Origin of the sequence: Actinoallomurus sp. NPDC050550 (genome assembly GCF_040655075.1) — a bacterium.
In the GTDB taxonomy this organism is placed as follows: domain Bacteria; phylum Actinomycetota; class Actinomycetes; order Streptosporangiales; family Streptosporangiaceae; genus Actinoallomurus.
Genome location: NZ_JBFAJC010000002.1, coordinates 312,458 through 330,666, shown reverse-complemented (window position 1 = coordinate 330,666; position 18,209 = coordinate 312,458). Strand labels below are relative to the sequence as shown.

Annotated in this window: 18 protein-coding genes; 7 read left to right on the top strand and 11 right to left on the bottom strand. The window is 71.2% G+C overall.

The genetic code is table 11. The features are described from left to right. Nucleotides 1–130: 130 nt before the first annotated feature. Nucleotides 131–1,360 carry a HEAT repeat domain-containing protein gene (locus AB0I04_RS03845; protein ID WP_360878454.1) on the top strand — a complete coding sequence of 410 codons (1,230 nt, stop codon included), beginning with the start codon at nucleotides 131–133 and terminating at the stop codon, nucleotides 1,358–1,360. Between the two features lie 151 nt (nucleotides 1,361–1,511). On the opposite strand, the gene AB0I04_RS03840 is transcribed toward AB0I04_RS03845, so the two are convergent. Continuing rightward, nucleotides 1,512–2,648, bottom strand: a complete 1,137-nt coding sequence (locus tag AB0I04_RS03840; RefSeq protein ID WP_360878451.1) for an FAD-dependent monooxygenase — start codon at nucleotides 2,646–2,648, stop codon at nucleotides 1,512–1,514. 106 nt (nucleotides 2,649–2,754) lie between these two features. Here AB0I04_RS03840 and AB0I04_RS03835 point away from each other — a divergent pair, with 106 nt between their 5' ends. The 5 genes from AB0I04_RS03835 (at nucleotide 2,755) to rfbB (ending at nucleotide 7,344) form a co-directional block, all read left to right on the top strand. Beyond that, nucleotides 2,755–3,312: a TetR family transcriptional regulator gene (locus AB0I04_RS03835; RefSeq protein WP_360878448.1), complete on the top strand. Its 558-nt coding sequence runs from the start codon at nucleotides 2,755–2,757 to the stop codon at nucleotides 3,310–3,312. Between the two features lie 27 nt (nucleotides 3,313–3,339). Next, nucleotides 3,340–4,713, top strand: coding sequence for a glutamine synthetase family protein (locus AB0I04_RS03830; RefSeq protein ID WP_360878445.1), 1,374 nt, complete (start codon nucleotides 3,340–3,342; stop codon nucleotides 4,711–4,713). Nucleotides 4,714–4,832: 119 nt separating this feature from the next. Beyond that, nucleotides 4,833–5,381: a helix-turn-helix transcriptional regulator gene (locus AB0I04_RS03825; protein ID WP_360878442.1), complete on the top strand. Its 549-nt coding sequence runs from the start codon at nucleotides 4,833–4,835 to the stop codon at nucleotides 5,379–5,381. 1 nt (nucleotide 5,382) lies between these two features. Next, nucleotides 5,383–6,252: an NAD(P)H-binding protein gene (locus AB0I04_RS03820; RefSeq protein ID WP_360878439.1), complete on the top strand. Its 870-nt coding sequence runs from the start codon at nucleotides 5,383–5,385 to the stop codon at nucleotides 6,250–6,252. A gap of 45 nt (nucleotides 6,253–6,297) precedes the next feature. Continuing rightward, nucleotides 6,298–7,344 carry a dTDP-glucose 4,6-dehydratase gene (rfbB, locus tag AB0I04_RS03815; protein WP_360878436.1) on the top strand — a complete coding sequence of 349 codons (1,047 nt, stop codon included), beginning with the start codon at nucleotides 6,298–6,300 and terminating at the stop codon, nucleotides 7,342–7,344. Between the two features lie 157 nt (nucleotides 7,345–7,501). Here rfbB and AB0I04_RS03810 read toward each other — a convergent pair whose 3' ends face one another. The 4 genes from AB0I04_RS03810 to AB0I04_RS03795 form a co-directional block, all read right to left on the bottom strand. Next, nucleotides 7,502–9,430 carry a caspase family protein gene (locus AB0I04_RS03810; protein ID WP_360878433.1) on the bottom strand — a complete coding sequence of 643 codons (1,929 nt, stop codon included), beginning with the start codon at nucleotides 9,428–9,430 and terminating at the stop codon, nucleotides 7,502–7,504. Beyond that, on the bottom strand, nucleotides 9,427–9,792 hold the full coding sequence (locus AB0I04_RS03805) for a hypothetical protein (RefSeq protein ID WP_360878430.1): 366 nt from the start codon (nucleotides 9,790–9,792) through the stop codon (nucleotides 9,427–9,429). Before AB0I04_RS03805 ends, AB0I04_RS03810 begins: the two co-directional genes overlap by 4 nt. A 294-nt stretch (nucleotides 9,793–10,086) precedes the next feature. Then, nucleotides 10,087–10,860 (bottom strand): alpha/beta fold hydrolase, encoded by a 774-nt coding sequence (locus AB0I04_RS03800; RefSeq protein WP_360878427.1) that lies wholly within the window; start codon nucleotides 10,858–10,860, stop codon nucleotides 10,087–10,089. After that, the gene (locus AB0I04_RS03795) at nucleotides 10,857–11,645 is read right to left on the bottom strand and encodes an IclR family transcriptional regulator (protein ID WP_360878424.1); all 789 of its coding nucleotides are present in this window, start codon (nucleotides 11,643–11,645) and stop codon (nucleotides 10,857–10,859) included. Before AB0I04_RS03795 ends, AB0I04_RS03800 begins: the two co-directional genes overlap by 4 nt. Nucleotides 11,646–11,722: 77 nt before the next feature. Here AB0I04_RS03795 and AB0I04_RS03790 point away from each other — a divergent pair, with 77 nt between their 5' ends. Continuing rightward, nucleotides 11,723–12,196 (top strand): RidA family protein, encoded by a 474-nt coding sequence (locus tag AB0I04_RS03790; protein ID WP_360878421.1) that lies wholly within the window; start codon nucleotides 11,723–11,725, stop codon nucleotides 12,194–12,196. Between the two features lie 159 nt (nucleotides 12,197–12,355). Here the strand turns inward: AB0I04_RS03790 and AB0I04_RS03785 are convergent, their stop codons facing one another. The 6 genes from AB0I04_RS03785 to priA form a co-directional block, all read right to left on the bottom strand. Next, a complete protein-coding gene (locus AB0I04_RS03785; protein ID WP_360878418.1) occupies nucleotides 12,356–13,336 on the bottom strand; it encodes an aldo/keto reductase in 981 nt (326 codons plus the stop codon). 64 nt (nucleotides 13,337–13,400) lie between these two features. Then, on the bottom strand, nucleotides 13,401–14,816 hold the full coding sequence (locus AB0I04_RS03780) for a sugar porter family MFS transporter (RefSeq protein ID WP_360878415.1): 1,416 nt from the start codon (nucleotides 14,814–14,816) through the stop codon (nucleotides 13,401–13,403). A gap of 6 nt (nucleotides 14,817–14,822) precedes the next feature. After that, entirely contained in the window at nucleotides 14,823–15,872 is a 1,050-nt protein-coding gene (locus tag AB0I04_RS03775; RefSeq protein ID WP_360878412.1) for a glucose 1-dehydrogenase, read from the bottom strand. A 441-nt stretch (nucleotides 15,873–16,313) separates the two neighbouring features. After that, on the bottom strand, nucleotides 16,314–17,066 hold the full coding sequence (gene hisF / locus AB0I04_RS03770) for an imidazole glycerol phosphate synthase subunit HisF (RefSeq protein WP_360878409.1): 753 nt from the start codon (nucleotides 17,064–17,066) through the stop codon (nucleotides 16,314–16,316). Further along, the gene (locus AB0I04_RS03765) at nucleotides 17,063–17,467 is read right to left on the bottom strand and encodes a RidA family protein (RefSeq protein WP_360878406.1); all 405 of its coding nucleotides are present in this window, start codon (nucleotides 17,465–17,467) and stop codon (nucleotides 17,063–17,065) included. The genes hisF and AB0I04_RS03765 overlap by 4 nt, the downstream gene beginning before the upstream one ends. Then, nucleotides 17,464–18,192 carry a bifunctional 1-(5-phosphoribosyl)-5-((5-phosphoribosylamino)methylideneamino)imidazole-4-carboxamide isomerase/phosphoribosylanthranilate isomerase PriA gene (gene priA / locus AB0I04_RS03760; RefSeq protein ID WP_360878403.1) on the bottom strand — a complete coding sequence of 243 codons (729 nt, stop codon included), beginning with the start codon at nucleotides 18,190–18,192 and terminating at the stop codon, nucleotides 17,464–17,466. Before priA ends, AB0I04_RS03765 begins: the two co-directional genes overlap by 4 nt. Between the last annotated feature and the right edge of the window lie 17 nt (nucleotides 18,193–18,209).

The window sequence follows — 18,209 nt, the reverse complement described above, 5'->3', positions numbered from 1 at the left end:
GGCGTCGCCCCAGCGGAAGGCCGACGCTCCCAAGCGTCGCCCGAGCGGGAGGGCGACGTTCCCTAAGTGGGCATGACGCCGTCCCATAATTTGCTTGCCCGATTTGTGGTCGAGTGCGCATCCTGCAGCAGTGGAACCCATCGTCATTCATCCGGCGGAATCACTGCACGGCCGCCTGCAGCGCGGCCGTGGCTGCGCCGCGCGCCGCGCCGCCGGCACGCCGGGCGCGCGCGACCTGATCTACGACTGCGTCAGCCGCGACCCTCGATGGGACACCCTCGAGGCCCGCGGACTGTACTTCGCACGGCTGATCCTCGACCTGGAGCTCGAGATCACCCCTATAGTCGAACATATATTCGATCCTGATGATCGGCTGGACACCGAGCCGGACCGGACCAACCTGGCCCTCGACGTGCTCGCCCAGCTGGTCCGCCTCGGACGGCGGGAGGCCGCCGTCCCCCTGCGACGCTATGCCGCCGACGGCGCGAACTGGTACACCGCACTGCAGTCCCTGGTCGAACTCGACGACCCCGCCCTCGCCGACGGACTGGACGAGGTCGCGGCGACCCGCTGCGACGACCGCGCGCTCGCCTGGCTGTGCGGGGTCGACGGCGCGGTGACGCGAATGTGGGCGCGCCGACAACCCCGGATCGCCGCAGCGCGCAGACCAGAGACACGCCCGCACGAGCCGCGGATCTCCCTCACCGGTCATTCCGCCGCCGACCTGGCGGCCCGCGTGCGGGCCCGCGGCGACGGCGCGACCGCCGCCATCCTCGAACTCGGCCGCCGGCACAGTCCCCTGGTCCTCGACCTCGTCGAGGAGTGCCTGCCCACCGGCTCCTACGACGGGCCGTTGTGCCGCGCCGTCCGTGACCTGGGACCCGCCGCGCTGACCCGCGCCCGCGTCTGGGTGGCCGAGCAGCGGTCGTACTCCGACGTCGGGATCGACGTGCTCTCCGCGCACGGCACGGAGGTGGACGCGGTGCCGCTCCTGGAAGCCCTCGAGATCGCCCTCGACGAGGAGGACTGGGACCTGGCCGCCGTACCCGCCGACGGGCTCGGCCGCCTGCGGACCCGGTCCGCGATCCCGCTGCTGCTGTACGGCTGGACGGAGAGCGCCTCGTCTCAGCTGCGCACCAACCTCCTGGGCGCGCTCGGCAGGATCGATCCGCACGTCGCGGAGCCGTACCTGGTCGAGGGGCTGTGGGACTGTGAGGGCGGGGTGCGCCGGATCGCCGCCGGGGCGGTGCCGCTCGACGGCGCGACGCGGGCCCGGCTACGGCGGCTCCGGCACGAGGACGCCGAGGACGCCGACGTGCGGTCCGCTGCCGCCCGGCGCCTGGCCGACCACCTGAACTGAACAGCGAAGGACACCGACGTGCGTCTCGCCGCCACCTGACACCTGAACCGAGCCGCGGAGGACACCGACGCACGGTCCGCCACCGCCCGCCGCCCGACCGACCACCTGAACCGAGCCGCAGCGCACCGTCCGTGGCCCGGCGGCCGTCCGCTCAGCGGCCCGCCGAGAGCTCGGACAGCCGCATCGCCAGCTTGCGCCGGACCGTCGGGTTGTGGCCGGCCACGGTCAGGAGGGTGTTGCGCACCATGCGAGCCACGTTTCCGTCGAGGTTGGCGGCGCGGGTCATCCGGTCGGTCATCGCCACGACCTCGGCGGCCACCGGGCGCCGCGCGGCCTCATAACCGTCCTCGGTCCCGGCGGCGAGGCGACCGGCCAGGTCCACGGCGTCCTGGATGCCGGTGTTCATGCCCTGGCCTCCGGCCGGGCTGTGCACGTGGGCGGCGTCACCGGCGAGGAAGATCCGCCCGGCCCGATAGTGGTCGGCGATCCGGTGGTGCACCCGGAACCGCGAGCTCCACACGACATCGCCGATCCGCGCGGGAGAGGACTGCGGGCCCCGGGTGCCGAGGACCTCGCGCACGTCGTCGGCGTCCGGGTGCTCGGGCGCGTCAGCGACGGTGGCGACGACCCGATGCCGGCCTCCGGGAAGCGGGGCCACCACGACGACTCCTTCCGGGGACAGGAACAGCTGGACCTCGTCGTCCGGCAGCTCCCACTCCACGCGGACGTCTGCGAGGATGAACGACTCCGCGTAGGCGCCGCCCGTGAAGCCGATGCCGGCCTGCTCGCGGACGACGCTGTGCATGCCGTCGGCGCCGACGACGGAGCGCGCCCTCACGGTCGCCCCGTCCGCCAGCCGCACGGTGGCGCCCTCGGAGTCACCGGTCACCGCGGTCACCGCACTGCCCCGGTGGACGTCGCCGCCGAGCGCACGCAGGCGCCGGAGCAGGACCTCCTCGGTCGTGCTCTGCGGAACCATCAGCGTGTAGGGATGCGCGGTGGGCAGCCCGCCGAAGTCGACCTTCATGAGCGTCCGGTCCCGGTCACGAACCGTGAACGTCGGGACGATCACTCCGCGCTCGATCAGCTCGCCGGTGACGCCGAGCGGCTCGAGGACCTCGAGGGTGCGGGCGTGGACCACGGCGGCGCGTGAGGTGTTCGTCCCCTCGGCCGCCTTGTCCAGCAGCACGAACTCCACTCCCCGGTCCGCCAGGGAGGCGGCGAGGGCCAGGCCCGTGGGGCCGGCGCCGACGATGGCTACCTCGGTGGTGTCTGGAAGCTCAGGCATTTCGGTGACCTCCTTGCGGCCAACGCTTGATGGCCAACGTCTGTTGGCAATGAGATTAGCCGCCCGGCGCACGTTTGCCAACACTTGTTGGCCTACACTTGTGGGCATGGCCTTCACCGCCCGATCCCAGGAGTCCCGCGCGGCGATCCTCACCGCCGCCCGCCGCCGTTTCGCCGCCGACGGCTACGAACGAGCGACCGTCCGCGCGATCGCCGCCGACGCCGGCATCGACCCGTCGATGGTCATCCGCTACTACGGCTCCAAGGAGGGCCTGTTCGCCGCCGCGGTCGACCTCGACCTGCGGCTGCCGGACCTCGCCTCACTCCCTCCCGACCAGGTCGGAGAGACGTTCGTGCGCCACTTCCTCGAACTGTGGGAGGGCGAGGGGCCCGGTGAGGTGCTGACCGTGCTGCTGCGGTCCGCGGTCACCAACGACGGCGCGGCTGAGCGCATGCGCACGATCTTCGCCACCCAGGTCGCCACGGCGCTGGGCGGCGGCGAGGACGGCCCCACCCGCGCCGCCCTGGTGGCGAGCCAGCTGCTCGGCGCGGCCCTGTGCCGCTACATCCTGCGACTGCCGCCGATCGTCGCCCTCGACGTCGACGCGCTCGTCGCCGACCTGGCCCCGACAGTCCAGCGGTACATCGGCGAGCCACTGGCCTGATCTCACCCTGCGTGTTACTCCAGAGGCATGGACGCCAGAAAAAGGCGCGACGACCCGGTGGCGGCGCACGTGGCCGAACGGGTCGAGACGGGCCGCATCGACCTCGTCCGGTTCCTCTACGCCGACCACGGCGGGATAATCCGCGGCAAGTCCGCCGCCGGGGCTCGAATCGCCGACCGGCTGTACACGGGCATCGGGCACACCGTCGCGATGATGGCGATGACCATGCTCGACACGCTGCAGCCGGTCGAGGGCATGGGGCCCGTGGGCGAGGTCCGCATCCTGGCGGACCCGTCCACGTTCACGCCGCTCCCGTACGCCCCCGGCGCCGCCGCGATGCTGTCCGACCTCGTCCACCCGGACGGCGAACCGTGGGAGGCCTGCCCGCGCGCCTTCCTCAAGGACGCCATCGCCGCGCTGGCGGACACCGGCCACTCCCTCGTCGCGGCGTTCGAACCGGAGTTCACGCTGGGCCGCCGGATACCCGTGGACCACGGCCCGGACCGGCTCGTCCCCATCGACGACAGCCTCTGCTACTCCGCGACCGGCTTCCACGCCGCGCACGACTTCACCGTCGAACTGGTCCATGCCCTGGAGGCCCAGGGCATGCGCGTCGAGCACTACTACCCCGAACTGGGGCACGGTCAGCAGGAGCTGTCGATCCGGCCCTCCGCCGCCCTGCGCGCCGCCGACAACCACGTGCTCTACCGCGAGACCGTACGGGCGGTGGCGATGCGCCGCGGACTGTGGGCCTCGCTCGCGCCCAAGCCCATTCCCGGCCAGGCGGGCAACGGCTGCCACCTGCACCTGTCGCTGTGGTCCGGCGACCGCAACGTCTTCCACGACCCGGGCGGCGCGTACGGCCTCTCCGATGAAGGCCGCTGGTTCATCGGCGGGCTCCTCGCGCACCTGCCCGCCCTGACGGCCCTCACCTCCGGCACCGTCAACGGCTTCCGGCGCCTCACCCCACGGTCGTGGGCGAGCGCGTACGCCTGCTACGGCGTGGACAACCGCGAGGCCGCGGTGCGGATCTGCTCGCCGATGCGGGACGCGGCCAAGGAGACCACCAACCTGGAGCTGAAGCCGTCGGACTCCAGCGCCAACCCGTACCTGTCCCTCGGCGCGGTGATCCACGCCGGCCTGGACGGCATCCGGTCGAAGATCGACCCCGGCACGGCGGTCGGCGTCGATCCGGACACCCTCCCCGAGGCCGACCGCCCGCCGCGTCTCCCCTCCTCCCTCGGCCAGGCGCTCGACGCCCTCGAGGCCGACACCCTGCTCATGAACGCCCTGGGCCCGCTGCGCAGCGCCGCCTACCTCGCCGTGAAACGCGCCGACGTCGAGGCGTTCGCCGCCCAGGACGCCGCCTACGAGTGCTTCCACCACTTCACGAAGTTCTGAGCGGGCACCGACCGGACATCGGGGGTGACGGCCGCACTTGACGCGTGGCGTCTGCCGCCGCAGGTCGTACGGGACTCGTGATTGACCATGGGCGACTACTCATGCGAGAGTAGTCGCTCGTGAGTGCTATTCGTCTCTTCGTGCTGAGCACACTGGCCGAGCGAGGCCCGATGCACGGGCACCGGATGCGCCTGCAGGTCGCCGAGGACCGGGCCGAGCACTGGGCGGACGTCAAGCCCGGCGCGCTGTACGGCGCGCTGGCGCGGCTCTCCCGCGAGGGGCTGGTCGCCGAGGTCCGGACCGAGCGGGAGGGCAACTATCCCGAGCGGACCGTCTACGAGATCACCGCCGACGGCCGGCGGGCGCTGAGCACCCTGCACGACCAGATGCTGCGGGCGGTCGTCGTCCCCACCGATCCGTTCGACCTCGCCCTCGCCCACGCCCGGACGGTCGCCGAGGAGACCCTGCAGGAGATCGTGAACGCGCGACTGCTGGAGTTCCGGGCCCGGCTGACCTCGGCCGAGAGCCGGCTCGCCGCGGCCCGCCCCTGGCTGAGCGCGGCCGAGCTGGTCGTGTCGGAACACCAGATCGCCCGCCTGCGGGTCGAGGTCGACTGGCACGAGCATCTGCTCCAGACCCTCCCCAAGATCACCCGCGAAGGAGCCTGAGATGCCCGATTTCCTCGTGACCGGAGCCACCGGGACCGTCGGCAGCGCCCTGGTCCGCCTCCTGTCGGCCCGGGGCGCCACCGTACGGACGATGTCCCGCCATCCCGAGCGCGGAGACCGGCTGCCCGGCGTCGAGCCGTACGCCGCCGACCTGAACGACCCCGAAGCGGTCCGGCGGGCGCTGAGCGGCGTACGCCGGGTGTTCCTGCTGACGGGCGGGCCGGACGGTCCGCGGCAGGACCACCTCGTGGCCGAGGCGGCCGCCGCCCTGGGGATCGGCCATCTCGTCAAGCTCTCCGTCCTCGGCATCGACGAGGGCGCGGACGACCCGTTCACCCGCTGGCATCGCGAAGGGGAGGAGGCCGTCGTCCGCTCGGGCGTGCGCTGCGCCTTCGTCCGGCCGGGGGCGTTCATGAGCAACGCGCTGCACTGGACGGCGTCCATCGCTGCGGCCGGTGCGGTGTCCGTGCCCTTCGCCGACCTTCCGGTCGCCCCGGTCGATCCGGTCGACATCGCCGCCGTCGCGTACCACCTGCTCGTCGGCCCGGGCCCCACCGGCGCGGGGTATCCGGTGACGGGGCCGGAGGCGATCTCGCCGAGGCGTCAGATCGCCGTCCTCGCCGAGCTGCTGGACAGGCCCATCGGCGTCACCGTCCAGACTCCGGAGCAGTCCCGCGACCAGATGGTCGCCTACGGCCTGGACGAGCGGCTCGCCGACGCCACGATCGCGGCCATGGGCAGTCCGCTCCACGGCCGCGGGCAGACGCCCCTGCCGACCGTCGAGCAGATCACCGGGCTGCCGCCCCGGACCTTCCGGGACTGGGCCGCCGCCAACCTCACCGCCTTCACCGCGCAGGCCACGAGCTGGTGAGTATCCTGCGAGGTTCCAGACGGAGCGGTGACGGATGGCGGGGAGATGCCGAGGACGATCGTGGTCACGGGGGCGGCCGGGTTCATCGGCAGCAACCTCGTGCGGCACTGGCGCGCCGCCGAGCCGGCCGACACGATCGTCGCGATCGACGCCCTCACATACGCCGGTAACCTGAGGAACCTCGCGGGGCTCGAAGGCGACATCGAGTTCGCACGCGCGAACATCGGCGACGAGGAGCGGATGCTCGCCCTGCTCGGCGGCCGGGAGATCGACGTCGTCGTCAACCTCGCGGCCGAGTCGCACAACAGTCTCGCCGTGGTCGAGCCGGAGCGCTTCTTCCGCACGAACGTCCTCGGCACCCAGGTGCTGCTGGACGTGTGCCGCCGGGTCGGCGTCGGGCGCTTCCACCACGTCTCTACCTGCGAGGTGTACGGGGACCTGCCGCTCGACGCCGCCGAGGGCTTCACCGAGACCAGCCCCTACCGGCCGAACACCCCGTACAGCGCCAGCAAGGCGGGGGCCGACCACCTGGTGCGCGCCTACCACAGCACGTACGGGACGCCGGTGACGATCTCCAACTGCGCGAACAACCACGGGCCGTACCAGTTCCCCGAGAAGGTGCTGCCGCTGTTCGTGACGAACGCGCTGGCCGGGCGGCCCCTGCCGATGTACGCCTCGACGCGCCACCGACGGGAGTGGATCTCCGTCGCGGACCACTGCGCGGCGATCACGGCGATCGTCGAGCGCGGCGCCGACGGCGCCACCTACCACGTCGGCACGGGCGAAGAGGCGAGCATCGAGGAGCTCGCCGACCTCGTGCTGGACGAGCTCGGGCTCCCCGCCTCGCTGAAGACGGTGGTCCCGGACCGCCCCGGCCACGACCGGCGCTACCTGCTCGACGCCCGCAAGATCCGCCGGGAGCTCGGCTGGCGGCCGGCGGTCTCCTTCGAAACGGGGATCCGCGAGACGATCCGCTGGTACCGCGACCACCGCTCCTGGTGGGAGCCCCTGCTGACGCGCCGCCTGGTCACCGAAGACGCCTGGCCGACCCGCCCGGTCGCAACCTCACCCGCCGGACCTTCGTCCAGGTGAGCCCCTGGAAGGGGCACTGCTCTCGCGCTCATCGAGGATTTCCGCCATGGCCTCGTCTGCGGGGGCGACTCATCGGCGAGGCTCCTCTGCCGTAGAGCTTAGGGGTGCCGGTAAGAGCCCTGTCATCAGCCGCAAACGGCGGTGATCTTGCGTGGCGTCACCCCTTTGGGTGCGTCGGGGGTATTCCGGAAGAGGTGGGCAGGAGCCGTGCGGGGATTTGCCACAGCAGGCATCCGCTGTCGTACGACGGGAAAGAGCGTGTGATCTTGGCGTTGCTCTGGGAGGTGGCGCCGGCAAGGGTTCTGCCGTCGGGGCTCCATGCCAGGGAGTGCGTCAGGTTGTGGGTCAGCGTAGCGGTGGGGCGGCGGGTGGCCATGTCCCACAGTTGTACGCCGTGCGGTCCGGCGGTGGCGATCGCCCTGCCGCCCTCGTTGAGCGCCACGGCGTATGTGGTTCCTGCGGGAAGTGTCGCCTTGATGCGCAGCGAGGTGGTGTCCCACAGCCGTATGCCGCCCTCGCCTGCGGTGACGAGGAGCCGTCCGTCCGGTGTGAACAGCACCGCGTGCGTGTTGTCGCGCAGACCGATCTCTTGGCCGAAGCGACGACCGGCAACGTCCCACAGCCAGCACCCGCCCTCGTTGGCGCATGCGACCGTCTTGCCGTCCGGACTGAAGGCTACGGCGCGTAGGTTGTGATCCGACGAGGCCGCACGGACGAGGCCGGTGGATGTGCGCAGCAGTCGGAAGCTGTTCTTCATGTCGTAGGCGTCAGTGTCGTCGCGGCTCCCGAGGCCCGTGTCCGCGCCGCCGCATGCCAGCATCTTGCCGTCGGGGCTGAACGCCAACGGCACCATGCTTATGTTGTTGTTCGAGGTGGTGGGGAAGGTGGCGATGGGGACCGCGGTGGCCGCGTCTCGCACCCGGATGTCGTTCCCACAGCCGGTTGCGAAGGTCTTGCCGTCGGGGCTGAACGCCACGCAAGACACTCCGTTCTGCCCGTCGGAGGACTCGGCGATCATCTTGCCGGTGGCCGCGTCCCAGACCTGCGAGACGGATGATCCATCGATGGTGACGAGCGTCCGGCCGGCCGGACTGAATGCCACGTCCTCGGTGTCGGTGTCGGTGAGTCTTCGGGCGCGGACCGAATCCCCGCTCTCTCCCCAGGGCCACAGCGCAGCCCCGGTGGCCGTGCCCGCGCCGGCGAACACGACGGCGCCCACGATGAACGCTCGCCGCCGGATCCCGCGGGGGGTGTCGCGAGTGCTGCCTGCTGGGTGAGGACGGGGTGGGTCGGCTGGTGGGGCTGGCTCTGACGCAGTCGGGGTGGGGGCTGGTCGTGTCGGGGCGTGGGCGCGGTTGTGGAAGGCGAGTCGGTCGGCGGTGTTGCGGATGCGGCGCTGGGGGAGGGGGCGCTGTTTGGCGCGGAGGGTGGTTTCGATGTGGCGGTAGAGGGTGTCGAGGTCGAGGTGAGGGCCTTGGCCGGGGATTCCGCGGCGGAGGGTGGTGAGGAGTTCGGCGGTGAAGGCGGTGTGGGGTTCACCGGGGACGGAAAGGGCTGTCCTGGTCTCGGCGGCGGCGGCGATCAGGTACGTGCCTTCGATGGCGGCTTCGTCGGCCAGGACGGTGGCCGCGTCGGCCGGGGCCATGCGGCCTAAGGCACGGCCGCTATAGCAGCAGTCGAGAATGACGACCTGGCGCCGCGCGCGGGTGTCGAGGAGTTCGTCGCGGATTGTCGCGTAAGGCAGGGCGGTGTGGGCGGCGTTAGGCCGGGAGCCGGTGAGGGCAAGGTGGAGTTCGGCGTCGCGACGGGCGATGAGTCCGTGTCCGGCGTAGTAGACGAGGAGGGTGTCGGTGGCCTGCTCGGCGGCTTCGATGATCGGGTCGATGGCCTCTGCGGCAGTGGCGGGGTTCGGTATCGCGGTGCAGTGCGTCTTCGGCAGTCCCCAGATGCCGGGGTCGCGCAGCAGCCGGGCCAGGGCCTTGAGGTTCTCCGCGACGGCCGGCAGGCTTGTCAGGCCGGGATCGGTGTATCGCCAGGTGCCGATCAGCACGGCGCGAGAGGTGTTCGGGTCGGGAAGCACGCTCACTGTTCTGGTCTGGCTTCCTCCAGCTCCCGCACCAAGCGGGCGACAACCTCGGCGTCGCCGCTGGCCAGGGTGATGCTCACTCCGCCCCGGGACACTGTTACCGCTGGTGCGTCCGACCGGGTGGAACGCCAAGCGGTGTAGGCCAGGGCAAGGTTCGCCAGCTGGAAGCCGGAGTCGAGCACCAGCTGCACCACCTCGAGTGCACCGCCCATATCACCCGCACCGGGTACGGCGGCCAGCCCGTTGATCACCGCGTGACGGCGGATCTCCGGCTCTTCCCCGAGCCACCGCGCGAACGACCGCAACACATCGTCATCGCTGCCACCGCTGGCGATCCGGACCGACAAGACGTTCTCCGACAAAGCCTCTCCCCCATCAGATCCCTTGCATCACACAAGCGGCCTCCACACTATTTCGCACGCTCGTTGACTGGAACAGGGCCACTTCCCGGACCGCACGTGTTCATCGGCTGATCCTTCCTCGGCGTGGCTGTTACCGGTGGGTGTGTTCGGGTCCTGCTCTTGGTCACCGGGGACTTAGCCGCGTCTCCGCCGTTTGTACTTCCTAGCACGAGCCTTATCGACAGGTCACTTACCGAGCCCACCCGACGCGGTCGCTCCGTTCACAGTGCCGATCGAGGTCGAGGCCGTCGTGGGTCACCCGGTGACGTTCGCCGGTCGGTCGGTGTCCCAGAACGTCTGCAGGGCGGCGGTGAAGCGTCTCGGCTCGTCCACGTTGGCCAGGTGGCCCGCGCCGGGGATCTCCTGGATCTCCGCGTGGGTGAGGCCGGCGGCGATGCCTTCGGCGCTGGAGCGGGGTGTCCTCGTGTCGTGTTCTCCGACGAGGAGCAGGACCGGGCAGCGGACGGCGGGCAGGAGCGGGCGCAGGTCGGTCGCGAAGCAGCGGCGGGCCGCCGCCGCGTACGCCTCCGGTGGTGTCCCGGCCAGGACCTCGCGCAGGCGGTGCCCGTCCTTCTCCCGGGCCTCCGCGTCCAGGGTGCCCGCGATGTACGCGTCGGCGAACGCGGCCATGCCCAGCTCGGCCGCTCGCGTGACCGTCGCCTCCAGCCTCGCCACGCGTTCCGTATCGTCCAGGAACGCGAACGACCCCGACGCCGTGACCGAGCGCACGCGTTCCGGCGCCCGGGCGGCCAGGGCGAGCGCCTCGTTCCCGCCGAGCGACACGCCGACGGCGTGGGCGCGGGCCGCCCCGGCGGCGTCGAGCAGCGCCAGGAGGCCCGCGCCGGTGTCCGCGCCGGCCGGAGATCGCCCATGGTCCGGCAGATCCACGATGATCAGGCGGCGCCCGGCGGCGAGGTACGGGGCGCATGAGCGCCACATCGTGTGGTCGAGGCCGAGGCTGTGCAGCAGCAGGATCGGGTCGTGGCCGGAGTCCGTGCCGGTGATCTCGGCGAAGAGACGGGAGGTCATCCGGTCACCGCCTGGGCGTGCCCCAGGTCCGCCGAGATCCGGGCGGCAGCCGTCGTGACGGCCGCGGCCAGGTCGCGCCGGTGCGCGGAGCCGAAGCGGGACTCGGGTACGCAGCAGCCGACGGCGGCGACCGCCGTGCCGGTGTAGTCCCGGATGACGGCACCGACCCCGCACACGCCGGGACGCCAGGACGACTCGTTGATCGCGTATCCCCTTTCGCGGACCCGTGCCAGCTCCTCGGCCAGCCGCTCGGGCTCGGTGATCGTGTTCTCGGTGTAGCGCCGCAGTCCAGCGTCGGTGACGCGCGCGAGCTCGGCGGGCGGCTGGTGGGCGAGGAGGGCCCGGCCGGGGGCGACGCAGTGCGCCGGGGCGCGGGCACCGACCCGGGACTGGGGCGCGACCGGCAGGCGGGAGTCCAGCTTGGCGATGTAGACGACCTCGCCCCGGTCGTACACGCACAGGTGGACGACCTCGCCGGTGGCGGCGTTCAGCTCCTCCAGGTGCGGCCGGGCGACGTCGCCGATTCGTGCACCCGCCAGGACGCTCATGCCGAGCTCCACGCAGCGCAGGCCGGCCCGGTACATGCCCGTCTCGGGATCCTGCTCGGCGTAGCCCCGGGTCACCAGGGTGGCGAGCAGCCGATGCGTGGTCGCCTTCGACCGCCCGCAGGTCTCGGCGATCCGGCCGAGGGATCGGGGTCCCCCGGCCGCGAGGAGTTCGAGAACGTCGAGGGCATGGGCGACGGCCTGCACCGGCTGCTCGTCGCCATCGTTTCGCGGAACCATGGACCGAGAAGATACGGAATGGCGTTTCATTCTTCAAGATCTTGCGGAACACCGTTTCATTTCTCTAGGTTGCCCGCATGGATCTGATCGAACGACGCCTGTCCGAGCTGGGAGCGGTCCTCCCCTCGCCCATCGCCGCGCCGCCCGGCGTCGCCCAGCGCCTGGAGTTCGTCACGGTGGCGGGCCCGCTCGCGTACCTGTCCGGGCACGGCCCGGCCGACGGGCCGCGTCGGCTCGCCCGCGGAAAGGTCGGCGCGGACCTCACCGTGGAAGAGGGCCGGGCGGCGGCCCGGCAGTGCGCCCTCGCGGCCCTCGCCTCCCTCAAACGCGAGTTCGGCGAGTTGTCGCGCGTACGGCGGTGGATCAAGGTCACCGGATACGTGAACTGCACGCCCGGCTTCGAGCAGACACCGGCCGTCGTCAACGGCTTCAGCGACCTCGTCTGCGACCTGTGGGGCGACGCGGGCCGCCACGCCCGCTCCGCGATCGGTGTGTGCGCCCTGCCGTTCGCGGTGCCGGTCGAGGTCGAGGCGATCGTGGAGATCGCCTGAGGTCAGTCAGGGGCGCAGAAGCACCGGCCGACGTGGGATCGACACGATCGTCGAGGTCGCCTGAGGTCAGGGGCGCACGAGCACCGGCCGGCGGAGAGCGAGGTCGCCTGAGGTCAGGGCGTACGAGCACCGGCCGGCGGAGAGCGAGGTCGCCTGAGGTCAGGGGCGTACGGGGCCGCGGCCGGCGCCGGTGCGCGCGACGGCCGTGGCGATCTCGTGCAGGTCCTCCGGTGTGAGCTCCAGGGACGCGGCGGGCAGCCAGCCGTCGACCTGCTCGGGGCTGCGGGCGCCGACGATCGCGCCGGTCACGCCCGGCCAGACGAGCGTCCAGGCGACCGCTACGGCCGCCTGGGACACGCCGTGCCGTTCGGCGACCGGCCGCAGGGCGTCGGCCAGCGCAAGGTTGGCGTCGAGCCCGGTGGTGAAGTCCGGAGAGCGCCGCCGCCAGTCGTCCTCGGGCAGCGCGTCGACCCGCTGCCGGGAGAACGCGCCGGTCAGCAGGCCGGACTGCATCGGCGAGTAGACGATCACCCCGGCGCCGTCACGGGCGCACCAGTCGATCTCCGGAGCGGCCATGCGGTCGATCAGCGAGAACGGCGGCTGCAGGGAGTCGACGTGCGCGACCTGCTCGGCCTTCTCCAGGCGCAGCGCGCTGTGGTTGGACAGGCCGATCGCGCGGACCTTTCCCTCCTGTTTCAACTCCGCCATCGTCTCCCAGTACATCTCCACCGGCGTGCCGTCGTCGGGCGTCTGGTGCACCTGGTAGAGGTCGATCCGCTCGACCCGCAACCGGCGCAGCGAGTCCTCGACCTCCCGGCGGATCGTCTCCGGCCGGGCGACGCGCGCGACAATCCCGTCGGTTTCCCAGAGCATCCCGCATTTGGTGAAGACGTACGGGCGGTCGGACACGCCCTTGAGCGCTTGGGCGACGACCTTCTCCGAGTGCCCGAGACCGTAGACCGCCGCGGTGTCGATCCAGTTCACGCCCTGGTCGACGGCGTGCCGGATCGCGTTGATCGACTCCTCGTCGCTCTGGGCACCCCAGCCGTACTCCCAGGCTCCCCCGACCGCCCAGGCGCCGAACCCGACGCGGGTGATCTCCATGTCGGTCGTGCCCAGTCGTGCCGTGGGCAACGTCATGTGCTCCTCCTCGCCGGTCGCTGCGGGTGGTCAGCCCAGCTCGCTCGCCGGTCGACGCAAGCGGTCAGCCCATCTCCTCGAGCTTCTTGCCCTTCGTCTCGTGCAGGAACCTGATGACGAACGGCACCGACAGCGCGGCGAAGATCGAGTATCCGATGTACGCCCCGGACAGGCTCCATTCCGACAGGTTGGGGAACGTCACCGTGACCAGCCAGTTGGCGATCCACTGGGCCGCCACGGCCACGGACATCGCGGCCGCCCTGATCTTGTTCGGGAAGATCTCACCCAGCATGACCCAGACGACCACGCCCCACGACAGTGCGAAGAACAGCACGTACGTGTGCGCGGTGAACAGTGCCACCAGGCCCTGGGCGTGCGGCAGCCGGACCTCGGTGCCACTGATCTTGTGCGCGGCGCTGAACGCCCAGGCCATCGTCGCCAGCGAGATCGTCATCCCGATCGAGCCGATCAGCGCCAGCGGCTTGCGGCCGATCTTGTCGACGAACGCGATCGCGATGAACGTGCCGACGATGTTGATGATCGAGGTGGACAGGCTGATCAGCAGCGAGTTGGTCTGCGAGATGCCGACCGAGTGCCACAGCGACGCGGAGTAGTAGAAGATCACGTTGATGCCGACGAACTGCTGCAGGACGGACAGGCCGATGCCCACCCACACGATCGGCAGCAGGCCCACCGCGGGTCCCCGGATGTCCCGCAGCCGCGGCTTGTGCTCGGCGGCGAGCACGGACTGGATCTCGCGCACGCGGGCGTCGAGGTCGATGTGCTCGCCTTCGACCTCGGCGAGGACCTGGCGGGCCTTGTCGAGCTTCCCGTCCTCCACGAGGTAACGCGGCGACTCAGGGATGATCAGGGCGAAGATGAGGTACATCGCCGCGGGAATCGCCGCGACGCCCAGCATCCACTGCCACGCCTCGATGCCGACCAGGTGATTGCGGGTGTTGCCGCCGGCCAGCGCCGCGATCGCGAAGTTCACGAGCTGCGAGATCGCGATGCCGAGCACGATCGCCAGTTGCTGGAAGGAGGCCAGCCGGCCGCGGTAGGCGGGCGGCGCCACCTCGGCGATGTAGGCCGGAGAGACCATCGAGGCCATCCCGATGGCGATGCCGCTGATGATCCGCCAGAACGCCAGTTCCCAGTCCGCGAACGGGAACATCGCTCCGAAGCTGCTGATCACGAACAGCACGGCGGCCAGCCGCATGACGAGCAGACGTCCTTTGAGGTCGGCGAGCTTGCCGGCGATCGCGGCGCCCAGCGCCGACCCGAGCAGCGCCGCGGACACGATCAGACCGGTGACGCCGGCTCCGACGCCGAAGTGGCCCTTGATGCCGTCCACGGCTCCGTTGATGACGGCGCTGTCGTACCCGAACAGGAAGCCGCCGAGAGCCGCGGCGGCGCTGATGAAGACGACATGCGCGAGGTGTTCCTGCCGCGCGGCGGGAGCTTGTGTGGTCATGGTCATCCCGATCTACAGGTCGATGACGACTTTGACGTCGTCGCCGCTACCTCCTTCGAGCGTCTCGGGCGCCCGCTCGAGGGGCAGTCGGTTGGTGATGAGTCGCGCCAGCCACGACCGGTCCGCGCGCAGGAGCGCCTCGGCGGCCAGTTCGTAGTGGCGGTGGTTGGCGTTGACCGATCCGAAGACGGCGTCGTTCCCCAGGACGATCTCCCGGTTGAGCGAACCGGCGTCCACCTCGATCCGATGGCCCCCGCGCGAGACGCCCATGAGGCACACGACGCTCGCCGCCGCGTTGTTGGTGATCGCGTCCATGACGAGGTGAGAGACACCTGTGGCCTCGATGACGATGTCCGGGCACGCCTTGGCGGTGACGTCGTCGACGGACCCCGTGTGGTACGTGGCGCCGAGGTCGGCGACGATCTTCGGCTTCACCCCGCCGGTGACCCGGTCGAGCACGTGGACGTCGAGCCCCCGCTGCACGCCCAGTAGGGCGGCCAGCAGGCCGATCGGGCCCGCGCCCGTCACCAGGAGCCGGCGGGGTTCGAACCAGGCCCGGTTGCCGATCCGCTCGATGTGGTCCCAGGCCTTGGCCACGATGGTCGTCGGCTCCATGAGGACGCCGAGGTCGCCCAGCGCCGGGTCGATGCGGACCGCGTAGTCGGCCTCGATCGTCCACCGCTCGGACCCGAAACCGTGGATCTGTTTGATGCCCCGCTCGGTGTACCGGCCGTTGCGGCACATGTCGAACTCGCCGCGGGCGCACGCGCCGCACGGCACCGGATCGGGCCGCCGCACGATGCCGACGATCAGGTCACCGGGGCGGAAGTCGCTGCCCTCAGGGGCCTCCCGGACCCGCCCGAGCGACTCGTGTCCGATGATCAGCCGGTTCTCGCCGGGTGGCGCCCAGCCGTAATCACCGGCGATGATCTCCCGATCCGTGCCGCACACGCCGAGCGCGACGCCATCGACGAGCAGTTCGCCCTCGCCCCGTGTGGGCTCGGGGACCTCACTGACCTCGAGTGATCCCGCCTTCAACGGCACCACCGTAAGAGCACGCATGATCATCTCCCGCCCAGAGCCGCTTCCCTATTCCCTCCGAAGTGACCTCGGCCCTGGATGTCCGAAATGTGCGTTTGTGACAACCGTACACATCCAGCGTGATCGACCGACCACGGACCGCGCAGGACGACGGTCGCGCCGCAGCGCCCGGATATCGGGCGGACCGCCCGATAGGCCGGGTTTTGGGCTATGTCACTTCTGTGGGACACGTCCCACCTGTGCCCCACTCACCGGCGAACATGCTCGCTCGAAGCGGATTCGAGACGGACGTCACCCCGGATCGCCGTCGGCGACCGGAGAATCGTCGTTCCGACGGGTGCGGAAACAGCGGAGCCCCCGCACCCGGCGAACGCTCAAGCCGGCCGGGCGGGGTGACGTCGATGTCCTGCGGCGTACGGGCTGGTGGGCCGCTGCAGGACCGGCCCCGGGGCCAGGGCCCGGTCAGCGTACGGGGTGGCCCGCCTGGCGGATGGACTCCTTGACGTCGCCGATCTTGAGCTCGCCGAAGTGGAAGACGCTGGCGGCGAGCACCGCGTCGGCCCCCGCGTCGATCGCCGGGGCGAAGTGCTCGAGGGCGCCCGCTCCCCCGCTGGCGATGACGGGCACGCCGACGACCTCGCGGACCGCCCGCAGCATCTCCAGGTCGAAGCCGTTCTTGGTGCCGTCGGCGTCCATGGAGTTGAGCAGGATCTCGCCGACGCCGAGCTCCTCGCCGCGCCGCGCCCACTCGACCGCGTCCAGGCCGGTGCCGCGCCGCCCGCCGTGCGTGGTCACCTCGAAGCCGTCACCGGACCGGCGGGCGTCCACCGACAACACGATGCACTGCGAGCCGAACCGGTGCGCCGCCTCCCGGAGGAACTCCGGCCGGGCGATCGCCGCCGTGTTGATCGACACCTTGTCGGCACCGGCGCGCAGCAGCCGGTCGACGTCGTCGACGGTACGGATGCCGCCGCCGACGGTGAGCGGGATGAACACCTGCTCGGCCGTACGGCGCACGACCTCGTACGTCGTCGCCCGCTCGCCGCTGGAGGCGGTGATGTCGAGGAAGGTCAGCTCGTCGGCGCCTTCGGCGTCATAGCGGCGGGCCAGCTCGACCGGGTCGCCGGCGTCCCGGAGGTTCTCGAAGTTGACGCCCTTGACCACGCGCCCGGCGTCGACGTCCAGGCACGGGATCACCCGGATCGCGACGGTCATGGCCTGTCTCCGTCCTGGAGCGCCTCGGAATAGGCGTCCACCTCGATCTCTACCAGCATCCGGTGATCGATGAACCCCGAGACCTCGATCATCGACGTGGCCGGGCGGATCTCACCGAAGATCTCGTGATGCGCCCGCCCCACCGCCTCGGCGTCGGCGATGTCCCGGACGTACAACCGGGTCCGTACGACGTCCTCCGCCGAGGCGCCGGCCTGCTCGACCGCCTGCAGGGCGACGTCGAACGCGGTCTTCGTCTGGCCGTACGCGTCGTTCTCGTGGCGGACCTCGCCGTCCACCGTCGACGTGCAGCCCGCGACCAGCACCCACGGGCCGGCCACGACCACCCGCGAGTAGCCGACGATGTTCTCCCACGGGCCGCCCGAGGAGATCCGCTTGATCACGCGGCCGCTCCCACGGCCGCCAGGGCCTCTTCCAGGGTGAACGCGCCGGCGTACAGCGCCTTCCCGACGATGGCGCCCTCGACGCCGGCCGGCACGAGCGTGGCGAGCGCCCGCAGGTCGTCCAGGGAGGACACGCCGCCCGAGGCGATGACGGGGCGGTCGGTGCGCGCGCACACCTCGCGGAGCAGCTCGGTGTTCGGTCCCCGCAGGGTGCCGTCCTTGGTCACGTCGGTGACGACGTAGCGCGGGCAGCCGTCGGTTTCGAGGCGGTCGAGCACCTCCCACAGGTCGCCGCCCTCGCGCGTCCAGCCGCGGGCGGCGAGCGTGGTGCCGCGCACGTCGAGCCCGACCGCGATCTTGTCCCCGTGCTCGGCGATGATCCTCCGACACCACTCAGGGTTCTCCAGCGCCGCCGTCCCGATGTTGACGCGCGCGCAGCCCGTGGCCAGCGCGGCGGCCAGCGAGTGGTCGTCGCGGATGCCGCCGGACAGCTCGACCTTGACGTCCAGCTTGCCGATCACCGCGGCCAGCAGCTCACGGTTGGAACCCCGGCCGAACGCCGCGTCCAGGTCGACCAGATGGACCCACTCGGCGCCCGCGCTCTGCCAGGCCAGGGCCGCCTCGACGGGCTCGCCGTACGAGGTCTCCGTGCCGGCCTCCCCCTGCACGAGGCGCACGGCCTGGCCATCGGCTACGTCGACCGCGGGAAGCAGCGTCAGTGTCATACGCGAAACCCTACCGA